This is a genomic window from Bradyrhizobium sp. UFLA06-06 (genome assembly GCF_054820065.1).
Genome location: NZ_JADFUD010000015.1, coordinates 23,590 through 45,184, shown reverse-complemented (window position 1 = coordinate 45,184; position 21,595 = coordinate 23,590). Strand labels below are relative to the sequence as shown.

Sequence of the window (21,595 nt, the reverse complement as noted above, 5' to 3'; positions counted from 1 at the left end):
AAAATCAAGCGGAGGAATCATGCATTCAGCAACAGTCTGGCTCTCGTCGCTCACGCTGGCCGCGGCCGGCGGCTGGCTCGCGGCGACGGTGTTCTCGGCACCGGCCACCAGCAAGGAGCCGCGCTTCCCGCAGCTCACGATGGAGCAGCTCAGCGACCTGCAAAAACCGCTCGGCGAGCAGATCATGAAGGTGTCGAGCGTCGGCATCGGCGGTCCCTACAATCCGATGATCAGGAGCCCGGTGCTCGGCCAGCGCCTCTACGATCTGTTCTATTATCTGCGCTGGCAGACCTCGGTGCCGACCAGGCTGAACGAGTTCGCGATCCTGATCATCGGCCGGCAGTGGCGCTCGCAGGTTGAGTGGTTCGCGCACGCGCCGCTCGCCGCCAAGGCCGGCCTGCCGCCCGACGTCATCGCCGAGCTGAAGGCCGGTAACCGGCCGTCGAAAATGGCGGACGACGAGGCGGTCGTGTACGACTTCGTCACCGAACTGACCACGACCAAGAAGGTCTCCGACGAGACCTATGCGCGCGCCAAGAAGATCTTCAACGATCAGCAGATCGTCGACCTCACCGCCGTCGCCGGCAATTACGTGATGGTGGCGATGATCCTGGCGATGGCGGAGGAGACGGTGCCGCCAGGCAAGGAGGAGCCGTTCAAGGTGGGTGAGAAGTAGGGCGCCACTACGTCGGGTGGCTGCCAGCGCAATCGCGAATGCGGTGTGCTCCCTCTCCCGCTTGCGGGGGAGGGTTGGGGTGGGGGCTCTCTCCAGGGATCACATCGTGGAGAGAGCCCCCGCCCGTATTGCATCTTCGATGCAATACGACCTAAGAGCGAGCTTCGCTCGTCTCGACCCCCGCAGGCGGGAGAGGTAGAACCAGTCTGCCTCGAGACCTTCATCCCAACTCATCCTGGTCTAGCGCCCGATCGCCCGCTGCAAGGTCGGCATCAGTTTCGGGTCGCGGCATTGCGCGACGTTGAAGCGCATGAAGGCGGCGGCCGTCTGCGAGGCGCTGAACACGTTGCCCGGCGCCAGCACGACATTGTCCGCGAGCGCCAGCCGCGCCACGTCGGCGGAGTCGCACCCGTCGGGCAGTTGGCACCACAGATAGAAGCCGCCGCGCGGCATCAGCCAGGGTGTGACGCCGATGCGCTGCAGTTTGTCGCCGACGTCGCGGCGGGCGCGGGCAAGGCGCCGGCGCAGCTCCTCGACATGCTTGCGATAGAAACCGCTCGACAGCACGCTGGCGATGATCTCGGTCGCGACCGCGCTGGGGCCGCCGAAACTGGTCGCGACCTGGAGATCGACGAGATCCTCGATCCAGTCCGCGCGCGCGGCGATGAAGCCGCAGCGCACCGATGCCGACAGCGTCTTGGAGAAGCTGCCGATCCGGATCACGCGGCTCAGGCCATCGAGCGCGGCGAGCCGCGCCGAAGGCTCCGGCTCGAAGTCCGCAAAGATGTCGTCCTCGACGATGGTGAGATCGTAGGCGGTGGCGGCATTCAGCACGCGGTGCGCGGTCTGCGGCGACAGCGTCGCACCGGTCGGATTATGCAGCGCCGAGTTGGTGACATAGAGCCGCGGCCGCTCGGCGGCCAGTGTCGCCTCGAAGCTCGCGACATCGGGCCCCGACGCCGTATAGGGCACGCTGACGATGCGCACCTGATGCGCGCGCAGCAGGGCCCGGAAATTGAAGTAGCAGGGATCGTCGACCAGCACGGTGTCGCCCGGCCGCAGCAGGAAGCGGCAGACGAGATCGATCGCCTGCGTGCCGGATGCGGTCAGCAAAAGCTGCTCGGGCGGCACCTCGAGGCCCTCGTCGGCAAACCGCGCCATCAGGATCCGGCGCAGCGTGAGCGAGCCGCGTGCCGCGCCGTAGTCGGAGAGCACGGCGTCGTCGGCCCGCGCGAGGCCGCGCAACGCGCGCCGCAGCGCTTCGGTCGGCATCCACTCGGCGGGCAACCAGCCGCAGCCGGGTTTGAGCGCGCCGGTCTCGGCATCGAGCGATTGCCGCGACACCCAGAACGGATCGACCGCGCGGTCGCGCTGCGGCTGGTCCTTGGCGAGCGCGAGCGGCGGCAGCGCCGCGGACGAGACATAGAAGCCGGAGCCGGGCCGGGCGCGGATCAGGCCCTCGGCCACCAGCCGGTCATAGGCCTCGACGACGGTGGAGGGCGACACGCCCATGGTCGCGGCCAGGCCACGGATCGACGGCAGGCGGTCGTCGGCAACCAGCGCGCGGCTCGCCACCTTGGCGCGGATCGCGTTCATCACGTCGGTGGTCCGCGTCGCCTTTGGTGCATCGGATTGCTGTTGCAAGTGTATGCCTACCTTAGCCCATACAGTTTTGCGATATTGTACTGATCTGTAGCTGCCTTGGCGAGCCTCCGCTGGCTATGGTCGGTGCGAAGGCCGCGTGAGATTCGGTTGAATCGGTCCGGCTGCAATCTCGCTGCACCTCTCCCGCTTGCGGGGGAGGTCGCATCGCATCGAAGATGCGATGCGGGTGGGGGCTCTTGTCACGTAGAGATAGTCTCTTCGTGGAGAAACCCCCACCCCAACCCTCCCCCGCAAGCGGGAGAGGGAGCAGCTCGCGGCTCGACCTCAACTCGCGACGCGTCCCGGAGGTGAGGTACAATGGACAAGGCTTCGATCGACGGCTGGGGCAGCGGCTTGCTCGGCGTGATTATCTTCAGCGGCTCGCTGCCGGCGACCCGCGTGGCCGTCGCCGGGTTCTCGCCGCTGTTCTTGACTTCGGCGCGGGCGGCGATCGCGGCGCTGCTCGGCGCCGTGCTGCTGGCGGTGCTGCGGCAGCCCTGGCCGCAGCGCAAGGACCTGGTGTCGCTGACCATCGTCGCGCTCGGCGTCGTGATCGGCTTTCCGCTGCTCACCGCGCTCGCGCTCCAGCACATCACCTCGGCGCATTCGATCGTGTTCATCGGGCTGCTGCCGCTGTCGACCGCCGTGTTCGGCGTGCTGCGCGGCGGCGAGCGGCCGCAGCCGCTGTTCTGGCTGTTCTCCTGCATCGGCAGCGCGACGGTCGGCGCGTTCGCCTTGTCGAGCGACGGATCGGCGTCGCTGACCGGTGACCTCCTGATGGTCGCCGCCATCATCGTCTGCGGCCTCGGCTATGCCGAGGGGGCTGCGCTGTCGCGGCGGCTCGGCGGCTGGCAGGTGATCTCCTGGGCGCTGGTGCTCTCAGTGCCGGTGGTGCTCGTGATGACGATCATGACGCTGCCGCCGAGCTGGCAGGGCATCGGCGCGCCGGCCTGGCTCGGGCTCGCTTATGTCTCGATCTTCAGCATGCTGGTCGGCTTCGTGTTCTGGTATCGCGGGCTTGCGATCGGCGGCATCGCCAGCGTCGGCCAATTGCAGCTGCTGCAGCCGTTCTTCGGCCTCGCGCTGGCCGGCCTGCTGCTGCACGAGCAGGTGGCCTGGTCGATGATCGCGGCGACCCTGCTCGTCGTGGTCTGCGTGGTGTTCGCGCGCCGCTTCGCCTGACGTCTGTCTCTCCTCATGGTGAGGAGCGCGGAACGTGCGTCTCGAACCTTGAGGCCACAGGCGGGCCTGCATCCTTCGAGACGCCGCTTCGCGGCTCCCTCAGGATGAGGATATAGAGTTCGGGCCTCGTCAGCCCAGCTTGAACAGCGCCTGCAGGAAATCGCTGACCGCCTTGCGGGCCTCGAGCGCGGTGGTCGGGTTGCCGCCGACATGCGGGCCGAGCTCGACGCAGGCATCCTTGTAGCTGAACGGCGCCTGGGTCGATGCATTCATCAGCACGCCGCCTTCGCCTTCCCTGATGGTGCAGTGGCGCACGGTCTGCGATCCCGTTGCCTCCACCACCGTGCTGTTGCCGATCAGGCCGGCATCGAAGCCGTGCGCGGAATCGGGATACTCGGTCAGCACCACGTCGCGCTTGGCCGCTTGCAGCCGCGCGACATAGGCCTTGCAGCTCGCCACCGGATTATAGTCGTCGGGCGTGCCGTGGAAGATCCGGATCGGCCGCGCCGCGACCTCGGTATCGGTCAGATAGCCGGTCGAGCAATCCGGATAGAACGGGATATAGGCCGCAAACTGCACGCCGGATTTGTTCCAGAGCTTGTTGAAGCGGTCGAGGCTGGCATAGAGCGTCGCCTGGCCGCCGCGCGAAAATCCCATCAGCACGATGCGCTCGGGATCGACCCGCGGATGTTTGGCGAGGATCTCCAGCGAATGATAGATGTCGACGATCAGATTGAGCCGGCCGAGCAGCGCCTGGTTCGGTCCGGTTGCAGTGAGGCCGCGGCCGGAGAAGCCGTCGATCACGAAGGTCGAGATGCCCATGCCGTTGAAGTGGCGCACCCAGCCATCCATCCCGGCGCCGACGCCGCTCGAGCCGTGCATCAAGACCACGACCGGCAGCCGGCCGCTGCCTTGCGCGATGCGGAATTCGCCGCCGACGGTGACCGCCTTGCCGTTGCCGTCGCCGTTCAAAAATTGCTGGTCGGAGATCGTCAGTGAGGGGATGCCGTAGATCTCGGTGCGTGCCGCGATCTCCTTCGGAATCTGCTGCGCGCTGGTCTCGATGCAGGTGAACAGCACGGCGCAGCAAAACAGGATCGCGGTCGCGGCCAGGCGCCAGTCTGTCAGCATCGATTCCCCCGGAGGTTGTCTTGATTGGCCGCGACTACAGCAATCGACGCGCACGCTGTCAATTTGACCGGCCGTGCGTGACGTCAGGGAGCGGGCCGCTAGGCGGGCTCCTGCGCCTTCCCGATCCGCCCGAGATGGGTGAAGCCAAAACCAACAGAATATTTCAGCCCGTAGCCGAGCGCGCGGTCGATCCCGATATGGGCGAGCCAGATCATCGCGATCGAGAGCACCAGCGGTCCTTCGCCGGCAAAACCCAGCGTCATCAGCGCCACCGGCGCCAGATAGGTGTGCGCGGCGTTGTAGGCGATGGCGCCGGCCCGCGGGCTGATCAAGTAAGCGGCGAAGCTGATGTCCGGCACCAGGAACAGCAGGACGTAGACCAGCCAGGAACCCTCCCACTTGTAGTAGAGCACGGTCATGCCGAGGAACAGCACCAGGCCCTCCAGCCGGAGCAGGGTGCGCACCCCACCGGTCGCGGCACCGGTCTCGCCCGTGGTCGTATCAGTCATCGCTGTCTCCCCAGATATCGGAAAATCCTACCGTTTTTGCGCCCGAACCCGCTCACAAGCGGCTTTCCGGTTCCGAAACGGCCGTGCTAAAGCCATTTCCGAACGAAGCGGACCGGCTCGTGCCGGGACGCGGACTGTAGCTAACACGGGCGGAAACAAATGAAAGATATCCTCGATACCCTCGAAGAGCGGCGCGCCGGCGCCAAGCTGGGCGGCGGCGAAAAGCGCATCGAGGCGCAGCATGCCCGTGGCAAGCTGACCGCCCGCGAGCGGATCGAGCTCCTGCTGGACAAGGGCTCGTTCGAGGAATTCGACATGTTCGTCGAGCACCGCTCGATCGAGTTCGGCATGGAGAAGACCAGGATCCCCGGCGACGGCGTCGTGACCGGCTGGGGCACCGTCAACGGCCGCAAGACGTTTGTCTTTGCCAAGGATTTTACGGTTTTCGGCGGCTCGCTCTCCGAGACCCACGCGCTGAAGATCACGAAACTGCAGGACATGGCGATGAAGGCGAGGGCGCCGATCATCGGCCTCTATGACGCCGGCGGCGCGCGCATTCAGGAGGGCGTCGCGGCGCTCGCGGGTTATTCCTACGTGTTCCGCCGGAACGTGATCGCCTCGGGCGTGATCCCGCAGATCTCCGTCATCATGGGCCCCTGCGCCGGCGGCGACGTCTATTCGCCCGCGATGACCGATTTCATCTTCATGGTGAAGAACACCAGCTACATGTTCGTCACCGGCCCGGACGTGGTGAAGACCGTCACCAACGAGGTGGTGACGGCGGAAGAACTCGGCGGCGCCTCGGTGCACGCCACGCGCTCCTCGATTGCCGACGGCGCGTTCGAGAACGATGTCGACGCGCTGCTGCAGATGCGTCGCCTGATCGACTTCCTGCCCTCGAACAACACCGACGGCGTGCCGGAGTGGCCGAGCTTCGACGACATCGGCCGGGTCGATATGTCCCTGGACACGCTGATCCCCGACAATCCAAACAAGCCCTACGACATGAAGGAGCTGATCCTGAAGGTCGTCGACGAGGGCGACTTCTTCGAGATCTCGGAGACCTTCGCCAGGAACATCGTCACCGGCTTCGGCCGCATCGCCGGCCGCACCGTCGGCTTCGTCGCCAACCAGCCGATGGTGCTCGCGGGCGTGCTCGACAGCGATGCCTCGCGCAAGGCCGCACGCTTCGTTCGTTTTTGTGATGCCTTCAATATCCCGATCGTCACCTTCGTCGACGTGCCGGGCTTTCTGCCGGGCACCGCGCAGGAATATGGCGGCCTGATCAAGCACGGCGCCAAGTTGCTGTTCGCCTACTCGCAGTGCACGGTGCCGCTCGTCACCATCATCACCCGCAAGGCCTATGGCGGCGCGTTCGACGTCATGGCGTCCAAGGAAATCGGCGCCGACATGAACTACGCCTGGCCGACCGCGCAGATCGCTGTAATGGGCGCCAAGGGCGCGGTGGAGATCATCTTCCGCAGTGACATCGGCGACCCCGACAAGATCGCCGCCCGCACCAAGGAATACGAAGACCGCTTCCTGTCTCCCTTCATCGCCGCCGAACGCGGTTACATCGACGACGTCATCATGCCGCATTCGACGCGGCGGCGGATCGCGCGAGCGCTGGCGATGCTGAAGGACAAGAAGGTGGAGATTCCCGCGAAGAAGCACGACAATTTGCCGTTGTGAGCGATAGCTTAGGGTGGGTTAGCGCAAGCGCAACCCACCGCCTTCGTTCGGCATGATCCGCGGCGGTTATGGCTTCCGCCTTCGCTCGTTGAGCTACGGCGGACGCCGTCGCCTAACCCGCCCGGCAAACAGAAGGCTGATCTCAACCCATTCCAACCCTTTACGCTGAAAGGGGCGGACAATCTGTGACGGCAGGTAGGACAAACTGGTTGAGGATGGCGTTCGGGATGTGATGCGTCTGCTCGAAGGCGTTCACGACGACAACGAGATCGAGCCCGGGCACGATGAAAAGGCGTTGGCCGCCACTGCCGTACGCGGCGATCCAGGTCAGGTCGTGACCATTCAGCAAGGAACGGCCAAGCCACCAGTGATAACCATAGTAGACGGCCACGTGCCCTCCGGCGTTAACCCGCGGCTTGGTTGACTCGGCGATCCACGCGGCGGGCAGGACCTGTCTGCCGTTCCAGCGTCCATCATTCGCGACGAGTTGGCCAAGCTTGGCGACGTCGCGCGGCCGTAGCCGCAATCCGGCAAAGGCCGCGAGTTCGGCACTGCCGGTAAAACTCAGCCACTCGACATCAGTGATGCCGAGCGGTTCGAACAGCTTGTCTCTGGCAAAGACATCGATCCGTTGGCCGACGCTCTTGGCAAGGGCCGCAGCCAGGAGGCTGGTGGCGCCGCCGCTATAGTTGAACGATGCGCCGGGCGGCAGCGCCATCCGCTGTTCCAGAACATAGCGGTAGGGATCCTTCGCTTCGAGCAGATGCCGTTCGTTATTCGCCTGACTGTTCCAGCCGCGCGCTTCATCCCACCGTAGACCGTGCGACATGGTGAGCAGGTGCCGGAACGTGATGCGAGCGTTCTTGGTCGTACGAAGATCGGCATATTCGGGGAAATAGTCGATAACAGCGGAATCGAGCGGCGGAAATTGTCCCTCGCTGATCGCCAAGCCGATCAGAAGTGAGGTTACGCTCTTCGAGATGGAGCGGATGTCGTGCTTCGTTTCCGGCGAAAATTGAACCGGTGCCGACCACTCCATCCACCGGCGCTCCCGGCCGGCGAAATAGCGCTCGAACACGAGCTTGCCGCGCCGCACGATGACAACGGCGTGAACGTTGCGCTTGGGCCATTGTTTGAGAAACGCGTCGAGTCCGGAGAGGCTTTCGGCATCGAAGCCGACCTCGGCGGGAGCCGCAACGACCCATCCGTCGTCGAGCGTTGAACAGGCTAACATTTGATTTGAGTCCGAATCGGATGACCAAGAGCTAGCGCGCGCCTGAAGCGTAGCGATTTCTTGCGAAAATGAACACGGCGGGTTACGGCTTCCGCCTGACCCGCCCTACAGGTTCGAACTTGATGACCGAAGACGAGCCGACCGACGAGATCTCCGAGATCGAGGCGCAGATCGAGGAGCTTGCCGAGAGCGCCGAGCGCTCCCGGCGGATCATTCTCGGGTCAAAGGTCGCGATCGCAGGCGGGTTTGCGTTGCTGGCCGTCGCGCTGCTTGGGCTGTTAGGCGCTGGTCAGACTGCGGCACTCGGATCGATCGCACTGGTGCTCGGCGGCATCGTGTCGCTCGGATCGAATGTCAGCACGCTGCGGCAGACCGAGGCTGCGATAAGCACCGCCGAGGCGCGCCGTGCGCGTTTGATCGGCAATATCGACCTGCGGCTGGTTCACGATGCGCCGCTGAAGCTGATGTGAGGCGCGGTGGGCGCGCAAAGCGGCGCCACAAACTCAGTGTCGTCCTGGCGTAAGCCAGGACCCATTACCCCAAATCTCAATTGTTGCGCGGCGCTGGGGCCGCGATCCCGTTCATCACCGAATGCGGTGGTTATGGGTCCTGGCTTTCGCCAGGACGACGATCGTGTGTGAGGAACCCGCACCGTCATCGCCAGGTTCGCCGCCTCCGCTAAAGCTTCGGCGTGCCCAACAAGCCCCATCGAAGCCTTGGCGAAGACGGGACCGGGGCGATCCAGTACGCCGCGGCTTCTCGACTCAAACACCGGCGTCTCTGGGAAGCTGGATTCCGCATGCACGGGTGATGACGCCGTACAGGCCATTTGAGATGTGAATCGGTTTCTATCCTTGGGTCGTCCCGGGCAAGCGCAGCGCGACCCGGGACCCATAACCACAGCTCGATCTTGTTGCACGACGTTGGGGCCACAGCTTGCTTCAACAACGTAACGCGGTGGTTATGGGTCCCTGCTTCCGCAGGGACGACGGCGCAGCAAGCGACGCGTGTCCTCAGCCCGACGCCAGCGGCACGTAGTCGTATTCGCCGACGCCTTGCAGGATCAAAAAGGTCAGCGACGTCGTGCCGGCATTGGTGACGAGGTGAGGGCGGGTCGGGCGGACGGCGTAGACTTCGCCGACCTTCAGATTCACTTCCTCCTTCGGCTCCTGCAGGAACAGCCGCATCTGGCCCTCCAGCACATAGAAGGTGTCGGAGATGTTGCTGTGGGTGTGCCACGGCACCTTCTGGGTCGGCGAGAGTTGCAGCTCCATGATGCGGAAGCCGGGGCGGGCGGCGTGCTGGGCGCGGCGCTCGACTTCGTAGAGATGGCTGGCGTCCTTGACCGGTTGTCCTGGCTTCATGGCGGCCTCCCTGTGGTGTTGTCCCGTCGGGCGGGAAGGCGATGATGCTAGTCCTGTTCTGCCGCGCGCGGAACGGCCGGAATGGTCATGGCGGGCGCGCACGGTGCGTAGGGCGGGGCAGCCGTAACGCGCCCGGCAAGATTTCACTTCATCCCCATGCAGTTCGCATAGAATGTGGTCGTCGCCGGCCAGTCGGAGAACATCGCGCGGACGCCGACCTGCCTTGCCAGCACATCGAGCACGCTCAGCGTGTCGCCGTCGCGGTCGATCGCCGCCTTCACCGACTTGTGGTAGAACGCACCGCCTCGATTGAGCGGGCCGTCGCGCTCCAGCGACCAGCCGATCAGATCGAGCCCGGCGGCCTTCGCCGCCCTGGCGTAAGCCGACGGGACGATCTCGCCCTTGTCGTTCAGCGCCAGCATCGCGAAGATCGGCGGCCCCAGGATCGCGACGCCGGAGGCCTTCAATTCCTGCATCGACGGCTTCCAGGTCTCCGGCCGGTTCGGATCGAGGCCTGCTTTCTCGTAGCGGTCCTCGAGATAGAGCGCCCGGCTCGCGAAATCGGGTTCGGTCTTCACCCAATAGAGGATGTCCTTGAGGCTGAAGCTCTGCGGGAAGACCTCGCTCGGCGGAATGCCGGCGGCCTTGTAGGCGGCGAGCATCTGGGTCGCATATGTCTCCTGGGTGTAGTCGCCGTCGAACGGCATCGCCACCTCCGGCGCCTTCAGCTCGGGCGTGAATTTTGCACCGAGACTTTTGATCAAGGCGATGCTGTCGTCGTGGCTCATCAGCGTCCCGGAATTGGCGTAGAGGTCGGTGCGCCAGCGCGGCGTGCCGTTCTGGAACTCCTCCGGCGTCTTCGCATCCGGATTGAAACCGTCCATTTTCGCGGTGAGGCGCTTGAATTCGGCGAGCGTGATGTCGCTCGTGCAGCATTTCGCCGAGGCCTTCCTGCCGGTGGCCGGATCGGCCGGGCTGAAGGGTTGCGTGCATTTCGCGGCAAGGTCCGGCACCGTCAGGATGTTGGTCGTGGTGTGCAGGTCGCATTGCGAATGCCGGCACACCAGCTGGCGATCCCGCGTGAAGGTGACGTCGCATTCGATCACGCCGGCGCCCATCCGCGCGGCGGCGAGATAGGATTCGCGGCTATGCTCGGGAAATTGCAGCGCGGCGCCGCGATGGCCGATCGAAAAATCGGTCTTGTGGAACGGCCCGGTGCATTGGCTGAGCTGCTGCTTCAGGGGCCCGTCCTTCATCTTGTCGACCAGATAAAACGGGCGCGGCCCGAGCTGCGCCTCGCGCGGCAGCGCGATCTCCCCGGCGGCGACGGGCAGCGCGGCGCCGAGGGCGAACAGGAACGCGAGCAGGGCGGTGCGGTGACGGGCAAGCATGGGTGATCCCCCTGATCAGGCATTGTCAGCAGACCGACATATCACGGAGCATAGACCGGCCGCGTGTGCGAAATGGAACCATGGAGGGAGCGCGCTGAACTGTGATGACATGAAGCGGCTGGTCGCCGACTTCAACCGTGACTGGCCGGAGGTGACGCGTACGCGCGATCTCCTGGTGCTGGCGGAGGAGGCAACGGCGGCATGATGGTTGCGTGACGTCACGACGTCGACGACCCTCGAGTTCCATCAAACGTGAACGCGCGGTTCAGCGAGTGTTCAGGTCGCGAGGCAAAAACTCGCTGCTGCAGTTGGTCCAGCTCAGCAACAAAGGGAAACGCTCATGGAACGCCGGGATTTTCTGAAGATGGCCTTCGGTGCCGCCGCCGGAGCCGTCACCTTCGCAGCGACGGCGCAGGCGGCGCCGCTCGCGCCGCTTCCTCTCAACCAGGATGCACGCGCACCGGCGGCTGGCGATGCGCATCCCGCCGTCACCACGGGCGAGGAGGTCGGCCGCATGAAGCCCGAGCAAGTACGCTGGCATCATCGCCACTGGGGTTGGCGTCACCGGCACTGGCACCGCAGGCATTGGGGCTGGCGCCGCCACCATTGGCGCCGTCATCACTGGCGTCGCTGGTGATATCGACTCTGTGACGAAAAGAAAAACCCCGCGCCAGGCGGGGTTTTGTTAGTTCGGAATGTGCAGCGATCAGATCGGGCGGCAACGGCCGTAGCGCCAGGCAAAGCCGTAAGGGCAGGCGCGGACACGCGGCGCCACCACGACGGGGCGCTCAACCACGACCGGCGGACGCACGACGACGGCGCCCGGCGCGACGACGACGCCGCGATTCCTGACGCAGCCGCCATAGGGGCCACGGTGCCAGCCGGGGCCGCAGCCACCGGCCGCATCAGCGGCGCTGATGCCGGCGAATGCGGTCGTCAGCAAAACTGCTGCAGCAAAAAGATACTTCATGTCTTCTCCTTTTTATTTGGGCCGCGCTGCGGCACCGCAACAAACTTTCGTCTACCGATTCGCCCGGCGGGATCATTGCAGAAGCCGTGCCCGATGTCGCCGACCATAATGTTGCGGCCTGAATGCGACATGAATGTTGCAGCTCACAGCTGCGTCAGCGCGCCGCAAGTCGGCTCAGCATCACTTCGAAATATTTCGCAGATGCGACAGCCGCGCTAATGGCGAGCGTGCGAAGATACATCGGAAGGCGAGGCAAGTGAGACCGGCGGTTCGTCGACGCTTGCCGCAAGGCGCGCCGCTATTGGTCCGGGCCGAACAGCGCGGCGAATCGCTTCTCGCCGTTGCGCGAAAAATTGACCACGCGGCTGCCCGGCGCAGCATCGCGCGCGGCCCATTTCAGTTCGGTGAAGCGGTCCATCATGGCAGCACCGAGCGTGCCGGCGAGATGATGCCGCCGCTCGCTCCAGTCGAGGCAGGCCTTGCACACCGGACGGCGCGGATGCGTCAGCGCATCGGCGTCGATCTGCAGCTCCTCGGCCATGAAGCGCTTGCCTTCGCCGGTGAGCTCGATCGCCTGCTTGCTCTGGCGGACCAGCTTCTGCCGCTTCATGCTGTCGAGCATCTGCACGCCAAGATCGCCGGCGAGATGGTCGTAGCAGATGCGGGCGCGGCGCAGCGCCGGATCCTTCGGCCCGGTGCGCACCCGCATATGGCCGGCGCGGGCGGCGATGCCCTGCAGGCCTTCCAACACGTCGGCGACGTCGGGGTCAGAGAGGCGGTAGTAGCGGTGGCGGCCCTGCTTCTCGGGCTCGATCAGCCCGCCGGCCTCGAGCTTGGCAAGATGCGAGCTCGCCGTCTGCGGCGTGATGCCGGCCTCCTGCGCCAGCTCGCTCGCGGTCAGCGCCCGGCCGGTCATCAGCGCGGTCAGCATGTTGCAGCGTGCGGGATCGCCGACCAGTGCGGCGATCCGGGAGATGTCGGGTCCTGCTTTCATAGTTCGATGATAGCCGAAGCATCGAGGTCGGACAAGCCGCTATTGTTCACCGTGCCGTCATTGCGGGGATTGCTTCGCTGACGCTCGCAATAACGGAAACATGACCGGAGGCCATCAATGACCGTCACCGTCTTCATCCGCTACCAGCTCGATCCGTTCAAGCGCGCGATGTTCGAGGAGTATTCGCGGAACTGGCTCTCGATCATCCCGCGCTGCGGCGGCGATCTCATCGGCTATTGGATGCCGCATGAGGGAACCAACAATGTCGCCTTCGCGCTGATCTCGTTCGAAAGCCTTGCCGCCTATGAGGCCTATCGCGCGCGGCTGCGCCAGGACAAGGAGGGCGTCGCGAACTTCAACTTCGCGGAAGAAAACCGTTTCATCCTCGCCGAGGAACGGACATTTCTCCGCAAGGTCGAGTTATAGTGGGGCCACAACAGCAATGTGCGGGAGGCGCCCATGATCGCCGTGATCTTCGAAGTCTGGCCGAAGCCTGAGCACCGGGACCTCTATTTCGACCTTGCCGCCGAGCTGAAGCCGATCCTGCAGGAGATCGACGGCTTCATCTCGGTCGAGCGGTTCGAGAGCATTACCGAGAAGGGCAAGTTCGTGTCGCTGTCATTCTTTCGCGACGAGGCTGCGGTTGAAGCCTGGCGCAACACGATCGAGCATCGCCGTACCCAGGCCAAGGGCCGCGCGCGGATCTTCGAAAACTACCGGCTACGGGTGGCGAGCGTGATCCGTGATTACGGCCTGAACGAACGCGATCAGGCACCGAAGGACAGCCGCGCGGTGCATGAGCCGCACTAGCGGGCGGATGCGTGGGTGCCTATCTGTGCGCGGCCAATGACTCTAGGGAGCGACCAATGCCACTGCCAACTGCTGACAAACGCGCCGCCTTCAAGAAGCTGCATGAGGGCGGGTGCTTCATCATTCCGAATCCGTTCGATGTCGGCAGCGCCCGCGCCTTGCAACATCTCGGCTTCAAGGCGCTGGCGTCGACCAGCGCGGGCTTTGCATGGACCATCGCCAAGGCCGACAACCGCGTCACCGTCGACGACGTCTGCGACCACCTGACTGCGCTGTGTGCGGCGGTCGAGATTCCCGTCAATGCGGATTTCGAGGGCGGCTTCGCGGTCGAGCCCGACAAGGTCGCGGTCAATGTCGCGCGCGGCGTCAAGACCGGCGTCGCCGGGCTCTCGATCGAGGATTCCACCGGAGACGCCGCCAATCCGCTGTTCGAGCAGAAGCTTGCGGTCGAGCGCATCAAGGCGGCGCGCAAGGCTATCGATGCCGACAACAGCGGCGTGTTGCTCACCGGCCGCTGTGAGGCATTCCTGTGGGGGAAGAAGGACCTCAATCTGGTGATCGAACGGCTGCAGGCCTATTCGGAAGCAGGAGCGGACGTCCTTTATTCGCCGGGCATCGCGACGAAGGAGGAGATTTCCGCGGTCGTGAAGGCGGTCGCGCCAAAGCCGGTCAATCTTCTGATCGGCGGGGCGTCCGAGCTGACGCTGCAGGCGGCTGCCGATCTCGGCGTGCGGCGGATCAGCGTCGGCGGGGCACTGGCGCGGATGGCCTGGGCCGGCGTGATGAAGGCGGCCAAGGAGATGGCCGAGAAGGGCACCTTCACCGAATTCGCCAACGGCTATCCCGGCGGCGAGCTCAACAAGATGTTCAAGTAGACTCACACGCAAAAAAGCAGCGGGCCGCTGGGGCCCGCTGCTTCACCGCTCCGGGGACGGACGCGGATTACTTGTTCTTGTCGCCGGTCGAGTCGGACGGCGCCGCCGAGCGGTCGATTTCCTGTCCAGTCGGCTTGTTGGCCGACGGAGACGCGGGCTGCGCCGGTGCCGCGCCCGTGGTCGTGCCGGGCTGGCTGTTCGGCTTCGGCGTCACGTCGCGCATGCCCGGAGGCGGCGCGGCCGGATTGGCCGGCTGCTGCTGCGCGGTCTGCGCTGACGGCGTGGTGCCCGCCTCATGCACCGACGTATTGTTCAAGCCGTAGAACAGCGCACCGAGCACCACGGCCACCGCGACTGCGAACATCGCGATCTTGGTGGTGCTGGCGGGTCCCTCCTGGAGTTCCGGATCCGGCTGCAGCTCGTTGTCCAGGCTGTTGAAGCGCGCCTGACGGCGCATTTCGTCCTCGGTCAGGTTGGCGCGATACGGATCGTCAGGTTGATGGGCCATTGCAAAGTTCCTCCGTTAGCACCTCAAAGCTAAACGCATGGGACAATGGCTGGCGCGCAAGGATGTTCCGCGCCAATGTTGCAACCTGTTCATGCAGGAACCGTCGATTCCTTGGGTTCCAATCTGTTTCATGAGGCCTTTTCAATGTGGACCATGCCGCCCACCGATTCGGTGCTGCAAGTGCTCTCGTTCATTGCGGTTGCGGCGCAGTCGATGACGGCGGCGTTGGCGGCCGGCAGGCGCAGCATGGATTGGGCCGGCGTCTGCATGCTCGGCGCGATCACCGCGCTCGGCGGCGGCACCATCCGCGACGTGCTGCTCGGGCATTATCCGCTGCTCTGGGTCGCGCACCCGATCTACCTTGCGGTCGCGGCGGCCGGCGCCTTCGCCACCATCCTGCTGGCGCGGCTGGTGCACCGGCTCAACCTCGCATTCCTGGTGCTCGATGCGATCGGGCTTGTGGTGTTCACCATGGCCGGCTGCGACGTGGCCTCGCAAGTCGACGTCCCGCTGCCGATCGTGATCGTCGCCGGCATGATCTCCGGCTGCGCCGGCGGCGTGCTGCGCGACATCCTCTGCAACGAGGTGCCACTGTTGTTTCGCAGCGAGCTCTACGCCAGCGTCTCCGTGGTGACGGGACTGTTCTATGTGACCGGCTCCGGGCTGCAGGTGAACGCCCAGCTCTGGACCGCGCTGACCTTCGCGCTCGGGCTGACGTTCCGCATGCTTGCGATCCGCTACCGATGGGAGATGCCGAAATTCGTGTTCAGCGACGAGGAGCGTTGAACGGCTATTTCGCCGTCCGCGCCTTCGCGACCTCGTCCGCGGTGACCGCCGGCGCCGCGTTGCCCCAGGCATTGCGGATGTAGGTCGCAACGTCCGCGACCTCCTGGTCGGTGAGCTTCGGATAGGCCGGCATCGAGCCTGCGTTCGGCGCGCGCGGCGTGGTCACGGTCTGCGCGCCGTCGAGGATGATGCGCAGCGTGCTCGCAGGACTAGCCGATTGCAGATTGGCGTTGCCGGGCAGCGGCGGATAGATCCGCGGCGCGCCCGAGCCGTCGAGCTCATGACAGGCGATGCAGGCGCCGCGATAGATGCGCTCGCCATTGCTCATCTGCGCCGGCGAGGGCGGGGTGACCTCCGGCTCCGGCGCGCCGGCGGGCAGGCCCTTCAGATAGACCGCGATGGCGCGCACATCGGCGTCGCTCATCTTCGAGGTCGAATTGAGCACCACCTCGGACATCAGGGAGCCGGCATGGCTGTGCCCATTGCGGCCGCTCTGCAGATATTCGGCGATGTCAGCCACGCTCCATGATTTCAGCCCGCTGCGCGCGGCGCCATCGAGCCTTGGCGCGAACATGCCTTGCACCATGCTGCCGCCGAACGCCTGGTCGCGCCGGTCGGCGCCGAAGGCGTTCTTGGGCGTGTGGCAGGCGCCGCAATGGGCGAGGGCCTCGACGAGATAGCGGCCGCGATTCCATTCCGAACCCTTGTTCTGGTCCGGCTGGATGATGCCCGCCGTGAAGAACAGCGCGTTCCAGGCCCGCATCAGCACGCGGTAGTTCAAAGGCCAGCGCAGCTCCGGCGGCGGCCCCTTGTTGCTGACCGGCGCCAGCGTCGCGAGATAGGCGCGGATCGCCAGGATGTCGTCGCGGATCAGCTTCGTGAAGTACGGGTAGGGGAAGGCAGGAAAATAATGCGCGCCGCTCGGCGAGACGCCCATCCGCAGCGCGCGCAGGAAATCGTCGTCGCTCCAGCCGCCGATGCCGGTATCGCGGTCGGGGGTGAGGTTCGGCGAGAACACCGCACCGAACGGCGTGTCGATCCGCTTGCCCCCGGCAAAGGGCTTTGCCGGATCAGCCGTGTGGCAGCTGGCGCAGTCGCCGGCGATCGTGAGCGCCTTGCCGCGGGCGATGACGTCGTCGGCCGGCGCCGCGGCACATTCGCTTGCCGTGAGCGCACCGCACAACAGCGCGGCGACCAGAATCGCGCCCGTCGTTCGAAATCGTCGCCGCATCCAATCACCTTTCGGTCCACAAGACGCGTTACGCCATTTCGCCGCGGGCCTGTCCTGCGACAGAAACCGAAACGGCCCTGCAATATTCCCGGCACGAAATTGCGATTTTTGAGCGACGGGCCTGCTCGCCCAGAATTGTGCTGCGCGGGCCGGAAAATCCGACATAGACTGGTTCTAACAAGCTCGGATGACTAGCTAAAAAGCTGTCGTCGCGACCAGCGAAAAGAGGGCTAAATGGGAATCAACCAAGGGCCTATCAGCCTCGACCAGAAATACACCCAGGACACCGGCCACGTCTTCATGACCGGCATCCAGGCGCTGGTCCGCCTGCCCATGGCGCAGATCAGGCGCGACCGCGCCGCGGGTCTCAACACGGCAGGCTTCATCTCCGGCTATCGCGGTTCCCCCCTCGGCGGCTACGACCAGCAACTGTTCGCCGCCCGCAAGCATCTCGAGCAGTACAACATCAAATTCCAGCCCGGCGTGAACGAGGACCTCGCGGCCACCGCGATCTGGGGCTCGCAGCAACTCGCCCTGTCGCCGGGCGCCAAATATGATGGCGCAGTCGGCATCTGGTACGGCAAGGGCCCCGGCGTCGACCGCTGCGGCGACGTGTTCCGCCACGGCAATGCGGCCGGCTCCGCCAAGCATGGCGGCGTGCTCTGCCTTGCGGGCGACGACCATGGCGCGAAATCCTCCACCGTCCCGCATCAGTCCGACCACGCCTTCATCTCCGCGCTGATGCCCTACCTCTACCCCTCCAGCATCCACGAAATGATCGAGATGGGCCTTCTGGGTATCGCGATGTCGCGCTACTCGGGCTGCTGGGTCGGCATGAAGGTGATCACCGAGACGGTCGAGACCACGGCCGAGATCGATCTCACCGACGAGATGACGCCTTTCATCATTCCGACCGATTTCGAGCTCCCGCCGGGCGGCCTCAACATCCGCTGGCCCGACGACCGCTTCGAGCAGGACCGCCGGCTGCAGGACTACAAGGGCTTTGCCGCGATCGCCTTCGCCCGCGCCAACAAGGTCAACCGCATCACGATGGATTCGCCGAACGCGCGCTACGGCATCATGGCCTCGGGCAAGAGCTACGAGGACATCCGCCAGGCGCTGCGCGAGCTCGGCATCACGCCCGAGATCGCCGCCAAGATCGGCATCCGCCTCTACAAGATCGGCATGCCCTGGCCGCTGGAGCCGGAAGGCGTGCGCAACTTCGCCGTCGGCCTCGAGGAGATCTTCATCGTCGAGGAGCGCCGCGAGATCGTCGAGAACCAGGTCAAGCAGGAGCTGTTCAACTGGCGCGACGACGTGCGCCCGCGCATCGTCGGCAAGATGGACGATCACGACAAGCGCTTCCTGACCTTCGCCGCCGAGCTCAGCGTGGCCTCGCTTGCGAGCTCGCTCACCGAACGGCTGCTTCGACTTAATCTCAATCCCGAAATCGCCGAGATGCTGCGCGCCAAGGCGGACTGGTTCAACGGCCGTCAGTCGACGCAGATGCAAGCGACCGCGCCGGTCAGCCGCACGCCGTATTTCTGCTCGGGCTGCCCGCACAACACCTCGACCAAGGTGCCGGAAGGCAGCCGCGCGCTGGCCGGCATCGGCTGCCACTTCATGGCGCTGTGGATGAACCGCTCGACCGAGACCTTCACCCATATGGGCGGCGAGGGCGTGCCGTGGGTCGGCATCGCGCCGTTCACCAACGAGAACCACGTCTTTGCCAATCTCGGCGACGGCACCTATTTCCACTCCGGCATTCTCGCGATCCGCCAGTCGATCGCTTCCAAGGCCAACATCACCTACAAGATCCTGTACAACGACGCGGTCGCCATGACCGGCGGCCAGCGCCACGACGGCGATCTCTCGCCGCAGCAGATCACCTTCCAGCTCCATGCCGAAGGCATCCGCGAGATCTATCTGGTCTCGGAGAATCCGGACGCCTATCCGGCCGATACGATCGCGCCCGGCGTCAAGCTGTTCCATCGCGACGAGCTCGAGAACGTCCAGAAGATGTGCCGCGACACCAAGGGCACGTCGGCGATCGTGTTCGTGCAGACCTGCGCCGCCGAAAAACGCCGTCGCCGCAAGCGCGGCCTGATGGAGGATCCGCAGCGTCGCGTGCTGATCAATCCTGCCGTCTGCGAAGGATGCGGCGACTGCTCGGTGCAGTCGAACTGCATCTCGGTCGAGCCGCTGGAGACGGAGCTCGGGCGCAAGCGCACCATCAACCAGTCGACCTGCAACAAGGATTATTCCTGCGTGAAGGGCTTTTGCCCGTCCTTCGTCACGGTCGATGGCGGCAAGCTCAGGCGTCGCGCGCCGCCCGAGCTCGGCAGCATCGATAATCTGCCGGAGCCAGCCTCCAAGCCCGCGCTCGACCGGCCCTACAACATCGCGGTCGGCGGCGTCGGCGGCACCGGCGTGCTGACGATCGGCGCGCTGCTCGGCATGGCCGCGCATATCGAGGGCAAGGCCTCGATGATCCTCGACATGTCAGGTCTCGCGCAAAAGGGCGGCGCGGTGCTGAGCCACGTCCGGCTCTCCGAGCACACCGCCGACGTGACCTGCTCGCGCATCGTGACCGGAACGGCCGATCTGGTACTTGCGGCCGACGAGGTCGTGGCGGCGTCGAAGGACACCATCACGCTGTGCGATGCGAGCCGCACCGTCGGCATCATCAACAGCCACGTGATCCCGACCGCGGACTTCATCCTGAACCGCGACTTCAACTTCCAGAGCCGCAAGGTCAACAGCGTGCTGGAGACCGAGCTGCGCAAGGACTCCGCCTTCTTCGACTTCACCAAGCCGGCCGAGGCGCTGCTCGGCGACTCCATCGCCACCAACATCATGATGATGGGCTTTGCCTATCAGCGCGGGTTGCTGCCGCTGTCGGCGGAGGCGATTCTGCAGGCGATCGAGGTCAACGGCGTCTCGATCAAGATGAACACGCAGGCGTTCCAGCTCGGGCGTCTGGCCGCGGCCGATCCGGCGCGCCTCGCCGCGATGATGAAGGGGCAGGATGACGACGCAGCCCCGGTCAAGACGCTGGATGCGATGTCGCTCGACGAGATCATCACCCACCGCATGGCGCTTCTGACTGACTATCAGAGCGCGCGTTTGGCAAAACGCTACCGCAAGCTGGTCGACCAGGTTCGCGACACCGCCACCAAGGGCGGCTACGGCGAGGCGCTGCCGCGCGCGGTCGCGATCAACTACGCAAAGCTGCTCGCCTACAAGGACGAGTATGAGGTGGCGCGGCTGTTCACCGACGGCCGTTTCGAGAAGCAGCTGCGCGATCAGTTCGAGGGCGAGTTCAAGTTCAACTTCAATCTGGCGCCGCCGATCCTCGGCGGCGGGCTCGACGCGCAGGGCCGGCCGAAAAAGCGCGCCTTCGGGTCGTGGATGATGTCGGCCTTCAGGGTGCTGGCAAGATTCCGCTTCCTGCGCGGCACGCCGCTCGACATCTTCGGCTACAACGCCGACCGCAAGCTGGAGCGCGATCTGATCGCCGGCTACGAGAAGGATGTCGCGACGGTGCTGAACCTGCTGTCGCCCCTCAACCACGACATCGCGGTCGAATTGCTGGCGCTGCCCGATCGCATCCGCGGCTACGGTCCGGTGAAGGACAAGGCGATCAAGGAAGCGAAGGTTCGCTACGCACAACTCGCCGCCGACCTCGCCAACCCGCCGCCCGCGCCGCGGCAGATGGCGGCAGAGTAGGGGGTGTTCACAGCGCTCGATGCTGCTCCGGAGCGGCTCGACAAACACGAGCAGAATTTCGTCGAGCGGATCCAACGACATGGTTGGTTCGGTACGCATGTCGCATCGGACGACGTAGGTCCGGGCTTCTCGTACACCACCGGATTTTGGCTGAAATTCAAGCTTCCGGAATTGATCCTGTTCTCAATGTCGATGGAGAACGCCCAGGATACGTTCTGGCACATCTATCGCGAACTCGAGGCTGGGCGACGGTTTCCTGTTGGCGAGCTAACGGAAGAGATATTCGAGAATGCCTCCGCGGTGCTGCTCCCGGTCGCTGTCGAGCATTATCGATCCCATCTCGGGTGGAGCAGATGGTTTTACGGAAACGACAACTTTGAATGCCACCAGATCATATTCCCGGATCGAGGCGGAGAGTTTCCGTGGGCGCCGGGGTCATCGGACGAGTTTAGGTCGGCGCAGCCAGACTTGACCGCTGGCAATTGGTCCGGGCTGCGCGATCGATAGCGTGCCTTGCGATTTCCACGCGTGCCAGGTTTGAGAAGAGGTCACAAGCAGCACGGCCTTTGCAAAAGGGAAACAAAGGTTCGCTACGCGCAACTCGCCGCCGACCTCGCCAACCCGCCGCCCGCGCCGCGGCAGATGGCGGCGGAGTTGCGCAGTCACACATTCAACGTCGTCCCGGGCAAGCGAAGCGCGACCCGGGACCCATAACCACCGTTGTTCGTTGTTGCGCGAGGCCGTGGCCGCAGCTTGGTCTCGCAACACAATCCTGTGGTTATGGGTCCCGGCTTTCGCCGGGACGACATTTGTGTTTTGGGCGCGCGCACGGTGCACACGCCGCAGTCTCGCCTGACGGAATATTTCCG

21 protein-coding genes are annotated in these 21,595 nt (G+C 64.9%); 11 read left to right on the top strand and 10 right to left on the bottom strand.

All coding sequences use genetic code 11. From position 1 onward, the window contains the following. Positions 1-19 precede the first annotated feature (19 nt). Positions 20-676: a carboxymuconolactone decarboxylase family protein gene (locus IF803_RS15360; RefSeq protein ID WP_137483123.1), complete on the top strand. Its 657-nt coding sequence runs from the start codon at positions 20-22 to the stop codon at positions 674-676. A gap of 240 nt (positions 677-916) precedes the next feature. Here IF803_RS15360 and IF803_RS15355 read toward each other — a convergent pair whose 3' ends face one another. Beyond that, a complete protein-coding gene (locus IF803_RS15355) occupies positions 917-2,272 on the bottom strand; it encodes an aminotransferase-like domain-containing protein (protein ID WP_461192726.1) in 1,356 nt (451 codons plus the stop codon). Positions 2,273-2,638: 366 nt separating this feature from the next. Here IF803_RS15355 and IF803_RS15350 point away from each other — a divergent pair, with 366 nt between their 5' ends. After that, positions 2,639-3,502 carry a DMT family transporter gene (locus IF803_RS15350; RefSeq protein WP_461192678.1) on the top strand — a complete coding sequence of 288 codons (864 nt, stop codon included), beginning with the start codon at positions 2,639-2,641 and terminating at the stop codon, positions 3,500-3,502. Positions 3,503-3,631: 129 nt separating this feature from the next. Here IF803_RS15350 and IF803_RS15345 read toward each other — a convergent pair whose 3' ends face one another. Both IF803_RS15345 and IF803_RS15340 read right to left on the bottom strand, forming a co-directional pair. Beyond that, positions 3,632-4,633, bottom strand: a complete 1,002-nt coding sequence (locus IF803_RS15345) for a dienelactone hydrolase family protein (RefSeq protein WP_461192677.1) — start codon at positions 4,631-4,633, stop codon at positions 3,632-3,634. A gap of 98 nt (positions 4,634-4,731) precedes the next feature. Then, on the bottom strand, positions 4,732-5,142 hold the full coding sequence (locus tag IF803_RS15340) for a DUF4260 domain-containing protein (protein ID WP_461192676.1): 411 nt from the start codon (positions 5,140-5,142) through the stop codon (positions 4,732-4,734). Between the two features lie 159 nt (positions 5,143-5,301). Here IF803_RS15340 and IF803_RS15335 point away from each other — a divergent pair, with 159 nt between their 5' ends. Then, on the top strand, positions 5,302-6,834 hold the full coding sequence (locus IF803_RS15335) for an acyl-CoA carboxylase subunit beta (RefSeq protein ID WP_461192675.1): 1,533 nt from the start codon (positions 5,302-5,304) through the stop codon (positions 6,832-6,834). A gap of 160 nt (positions 6,835-6,994) precedes the next feature. Here IF803_RS15335 and IF803_RS15330 read toward each other — a convergent pair whose 3' ends face one another. Continuing rightward, complete coding sequence (locus IF803_RS15330; RefSeq protein WP_461192674.1) at positions 6,995-8,068, bottom strand: serine hydrolase domain-containing protein; 1,074 nt, start codon at positions 8,066-8,068, stop codon at positions 6,995-6,997. Between the two features lie 122 nt (positions 8,069-8,190). Here IF803_RS15330 and IF803_RS15325 point away from each other — a divergent pair, with 122 nt between their 5' ends. Then, on the top strand, positions 8,191-8,538 hold the full coding sequence (locus tag IF803_RS15325) for a hypothetical protein (protein ID WP_028338231.1): 348 nt from the start codon (positions 8,191-8,193) through the stop codon (positions 8,536-8,538). Positions 8,539-9,081: 543 nt separating this feature from the next. Here the strand turns inward: IF803_RS15325 and IF803_RS15320 are convergent. Both IF803_RS15320 and IF803_RS15315 read right to left on the bottom strand, forming a co-directional pair. Next, entirely contained in the window at positions 9,082-9,432 is a 351-nt protein-coding gene (locus IF803_RS15320; RefSeq protein ID WP_461192673.1) for a cupin domain-containing protein, read from the bottom strand. Between the two features lie 143 nt (positions 9,433-9,575). Further along, positions 9,576-10,823 (bottom strand): glycerophosphodiester phosphodiesterase family protein, encoded by a 1,248-nt coding sequence (locus IF803_RS15315; RefSeq protein ID WP_461192672.1) that lies wholly within the window; start codon positions 10,821-10,823, stop codon positions 9,576-9,578. Positions 10,824-11,163: 340 nt separating this feature from the next. Here IF803_RS15315 and IF803_RS15310 point away from each other — a divergent pair, with 340 nt between their 5' ends. Next, on the top strand, positions 11,164-11,460 hold the full coding sequence (locus tag IF803_RS15310; protein ID WP_461192671.1) for a twin-arginine translocation signal domain-containing protein: 297 nt from the start codon (positions 11,164-11,166) through the stop codon (positions 11,458-11,460). A 69-nt stretch (positions 11,461-11,529) separates the two neighbouring features. Here IF803_RS15310 and IF803_RS15305 read toward each other — a convergent pair whose 3' ends face one another. Together IF803_RS15305 and IF803_RS15300 are read right to left on the bottom strand one after the other, a co-directional pair. Further along, positions 11,530-11,793, bottom strand: a complete 264-nt coding sequence (locus IF803_RS15305; RefSeq protein ID WP_016839912.1) for a GCG_CRPN prefix-to-repeats domain-containing protein — start codon at positions 11,791-11,793, stop codon at positions 11,530-11,532. 298 nt (positions 11,794-12,091) lie between these two features. Continuing rightward, positions 12,092-12,787 carry an ArsR/SmtB family transcription factor gene (locus IF803_RS15300; RefSeq protein ID WP_212056709.1) on the bottom strand — a complete coding sequence of 232 codons (696 nt, stop codon included), beginning with the start codon at positions 12,785-12,787 and terminating at the stop codon, positions 12,092-12,094. Between the two features lie 117 nt (positions 12,788-12,904). On the opposite strand from IF803_RS15300, the gene IF803_RS15295 reads away from it, so the two are divergent. The 3 genes from IF803_RS15295 to IF803_RS15285 are packed head-to-tail and all read left to right on the top strand — an operon-like array spanning position 12,905 to position 14,472. Further along, positions 12,905-13,213 (top strand): NIPSNAP family protein, encoded by a 309-nt coding sequence (locus tag IF803_RS15295; RefSeq protein ID WP_018272098.1) that lies wholly within the window; start codon positions 12,905-12,907, stop codon positions 13,211-13,213. A 33-nt stretch (positions 13,214-13,246) separates the two neighbouring features. Next, the gene (locus IF803_RS15290) at positions 13,247-13,597 is read left to right on the top strand and encodes an antibiotic biosynthesis monooxygenase family protein (protein WP_016839915.1); all 351 of its coding nucleotides are present in this window, start codon (positions 13,247-13,249) and stop codon (positions 13,595-13,597) included. A gap of 56 nt (positions 13,598-13,653) precedes the next feature. Next, the gene (locus IF803_RS15285) at positions 13,654-14,472 is read left to right on the top strand and encodes an isocitrate lyase/PEP mutase family protein (protein WP_461192670.1); all 819 of its coding nucleotides are present in this window, start codon (positions 13,654-13,656) and stop codon (positions 14,470-14,472) included. 67 nt (positions 14,473-14,539) lie between these two features. Here IF803_RS15285 and IF803_RS15280 read toward each other — a convergent pair whose 3' ends face one another. Then, positions 14,540-14,980: a hypothetical protein gene (locus tag IF803_RS15280; RefSeq protein ID WP_225161761.1), complete on the bottom strand. Its 441-nt coding sequence runs from the start codon at positions 14,978-14,980 to the stop codon at positions 14,540-14,542. A gap of 144 nt (positions 14,981-15,124) precedes the next feature. Between IF803_RS15280 and IF803_RS15275 the strand changes: the two genes are divergently transcribed. After that, positions 15,125-15,766 (top strand): trimeric intracellular cation channel family protein, encoded by a 642-nt coding sequence (locus tag IF803_RS15275; RefSeq protein ID WP_304495776.1) that lies wholly within the window; start codon positions 15,125-15,127, stop codon positions 15,764-15,766. Between the two features lie 4 nt (positions 15,767-15,770). On the opposite strand, the gene IF803_RS15270 is transcribed toward IF803_RS15275, so the two are convergent. Then, on the bottom strand, positions 15,771-16,997 hold the full coding sequence (locus IF803_RS15270) for a c-type cytochrome (protein WP_461192669.1): 1,227 nt from the start codon (positions 16,995-16,997) through the stop codon (positions 15,771-15,773). Positions 16,998-17,231: 234 nt separating this feature from the next. Here IF803_RS15270 and IF803_RS15265 point away from each other — a divergent pair, with 234 nt between their 5' ends. Next, the gene (locus IF803_RS15265; RefSeq protein ID WP_461192668.1) at positions 17,232-20,726 is read left to right on the top strand and encodes an indolepyruvate ferredoxin oxidoreductase family protein; all 3,495 of its coding nucleotides are present in this window, start codon (positions 17,232-17,234) and stop codon (positions 20,724-20,726) included. 3 nt (positions 20,727-20,729) lie between these two features. Continuing rightward, positions 20,730-21,233: a DUF4262 domain-containing protein gene (locus IF803_RS15260; RefSeq protein WP_461192667.1), complete on the top strand. Its 504-nt coding sequence runs from the start codon at positions 20,730-20,732 to the stop codon at positions 21,231-21,233. Positions 21,234-21,595: the final 362 nt, after the last annotated feature.

What these genes read in the sequence shown, in the direction of transcription:
- IF803_RS15360 (WP_137483123.1), top strand. Translation starts at nt 20, where the DNA reads ATGCATTCAGCAACAGTCTGGCTCTCGTCGCTCACGCTGGCCGCGGCC.
- IF803_RS15355 (WP_461192726.1), bottom strand. Translation starts at nt 2,272, where the DNA reads ATGAACGCGATCCGCGCCAAGGTGGCGAGCCGCGCGCTGGTTGCCGAC.
- IF803_RS15350 (WP_461192678.1), top strand. Translation starts at nt 2,639, where the DNA reads ATGGACAAGGCTTCGATCGACGGCTGGGGCAGCGGCTTGCTCGGCGTG.
- IF803_RS15345 (WP_461192677.1), bottom strand. Translation starts at nt 4,633, where the DNA reads ATGCTGACAGACTGGCGCCTGGCCGCGACCGCGATCCTGTTTTGCTGC.
- IF803_RS15340 (WP_461192676.1), bottom strand. Translation starts at nt 5,142, where the DNA reads ATGACTGATACGACCACGGGCGAGACCGGTGCCGCGACCGGTGGGGTG.
- IF803_RS15335 (WP_461192675.1), top strand. Translation starts at nt 5,302, where the DNA reads ATGAAAGATATCCTCGATACCCTCGAAGAGCGGCGCGCCGGCGCCAAG.
- IF803_RS15330 (WP_461192674.1), bottom strand. Translation starts at nt 8,068, where the DNA reads ATGTTAGCCTGTTCAACGCTCGACGACGGATGGGTCGTTGCGGCTCCC.
- IF803_RS15325 (WP_028338231.1), top strand. Translation starts at nt 8,191, where the DNA reads ATGACCGAAGACGAGCCGACCGACGAGATCTCCGAGATCGAGGCGCAG.
- IF803_RS15320 (WP_461192673.1), bottom strand. Translation starts at nt 9,432, where the DNA reads ATGAAGCCAGGACAACCGGTCAAGGACGCCAGCCATCTCTACGAAGTC.
- IF803_RS15315 (WP_461192672.1), bottom strand. Translation starts at nt 10,823, where the DNA reads ATGCTTGCCCGTCACCGCACCGCCCTGCTCGCGTTCCTGTTCGCCCTC.
- IF803_RS15310 (WP_461192671.1), top strand. Translation starts at nt 11,164, where the DNA reads ATGGAACGCCGGGATTTTCTGAAGATGGCCTTCGGTGCCGCCGCCGGA.
- IF803_RS15305 (WP_016839912.1), bottom strand. Translation starts at nt 11,793, where the DNA reads ATGAAGTATCTTTTTGCTGCAGCAGTTTTGCTGACGACCGCATTCGCC.
- IF803_RS15300 (WP_212056709.1), bottom strand. Translation starts at nt 12,787, where the DNA reads ATGAAAGCAGGACCCGACATCTCCCGGATCGCCGCACTGGTCGGCGAT.
- IF803_RS15295 (WP_018272098.1), top strand. Translation starts at nt 12,905, where the DNA reads ATGACCGTCACCGTCTTCATCCGCTACCAGCTCGATCCGTTCAAGCGC.
- IF803_RS15290 (WP_016839915.1), top strand. Translation starts at nt 13,247, where the DNA reads ATGATCGCCGTGATCTTCGAAGTCTGGCCGAAGCCTGAGCACCGGGAC.
- IF803_RS15285 (WP_461192670.1), top strand. Translation starts at nt 13,654, where the DNA reads ATGCCACTGCCAACTGCTGACAAACGCGCCGCCTTCAAGAAGCTGCAT.
- IF803_RS15280 (WP_225161761.1), bottom strand. Translation starts at nt 14,980, where the DNA reads ATGGCCCATCAACCTGACGATCCGTATCGCGCCAACCTGACCGAGGAC.
- IF803_RS15275 (WP_304495776.1), top strand. Translation starts at nt 15,125, where the DNA reads ATGTGGACCATGCCGCCCACCGATTCGGTGCTGCAAGTGCTCTCGTTC.
- IF803_RS15270 (WP_461192669.1), bottom strand. Translation starts at nt 16,997, where the DNA reads ATGCGGCGACGATTTCGAACGACGGGCGCGATTCTGGTCGCCGCGCTG.
- IF803_RS15265 (WP_461192668.1), top strand. Translation starts at nt 17,232, where the DNA reads ATGGGAATCAACCAAGGGCCTATCAGCCTCGACCAGAAATACACCCAG.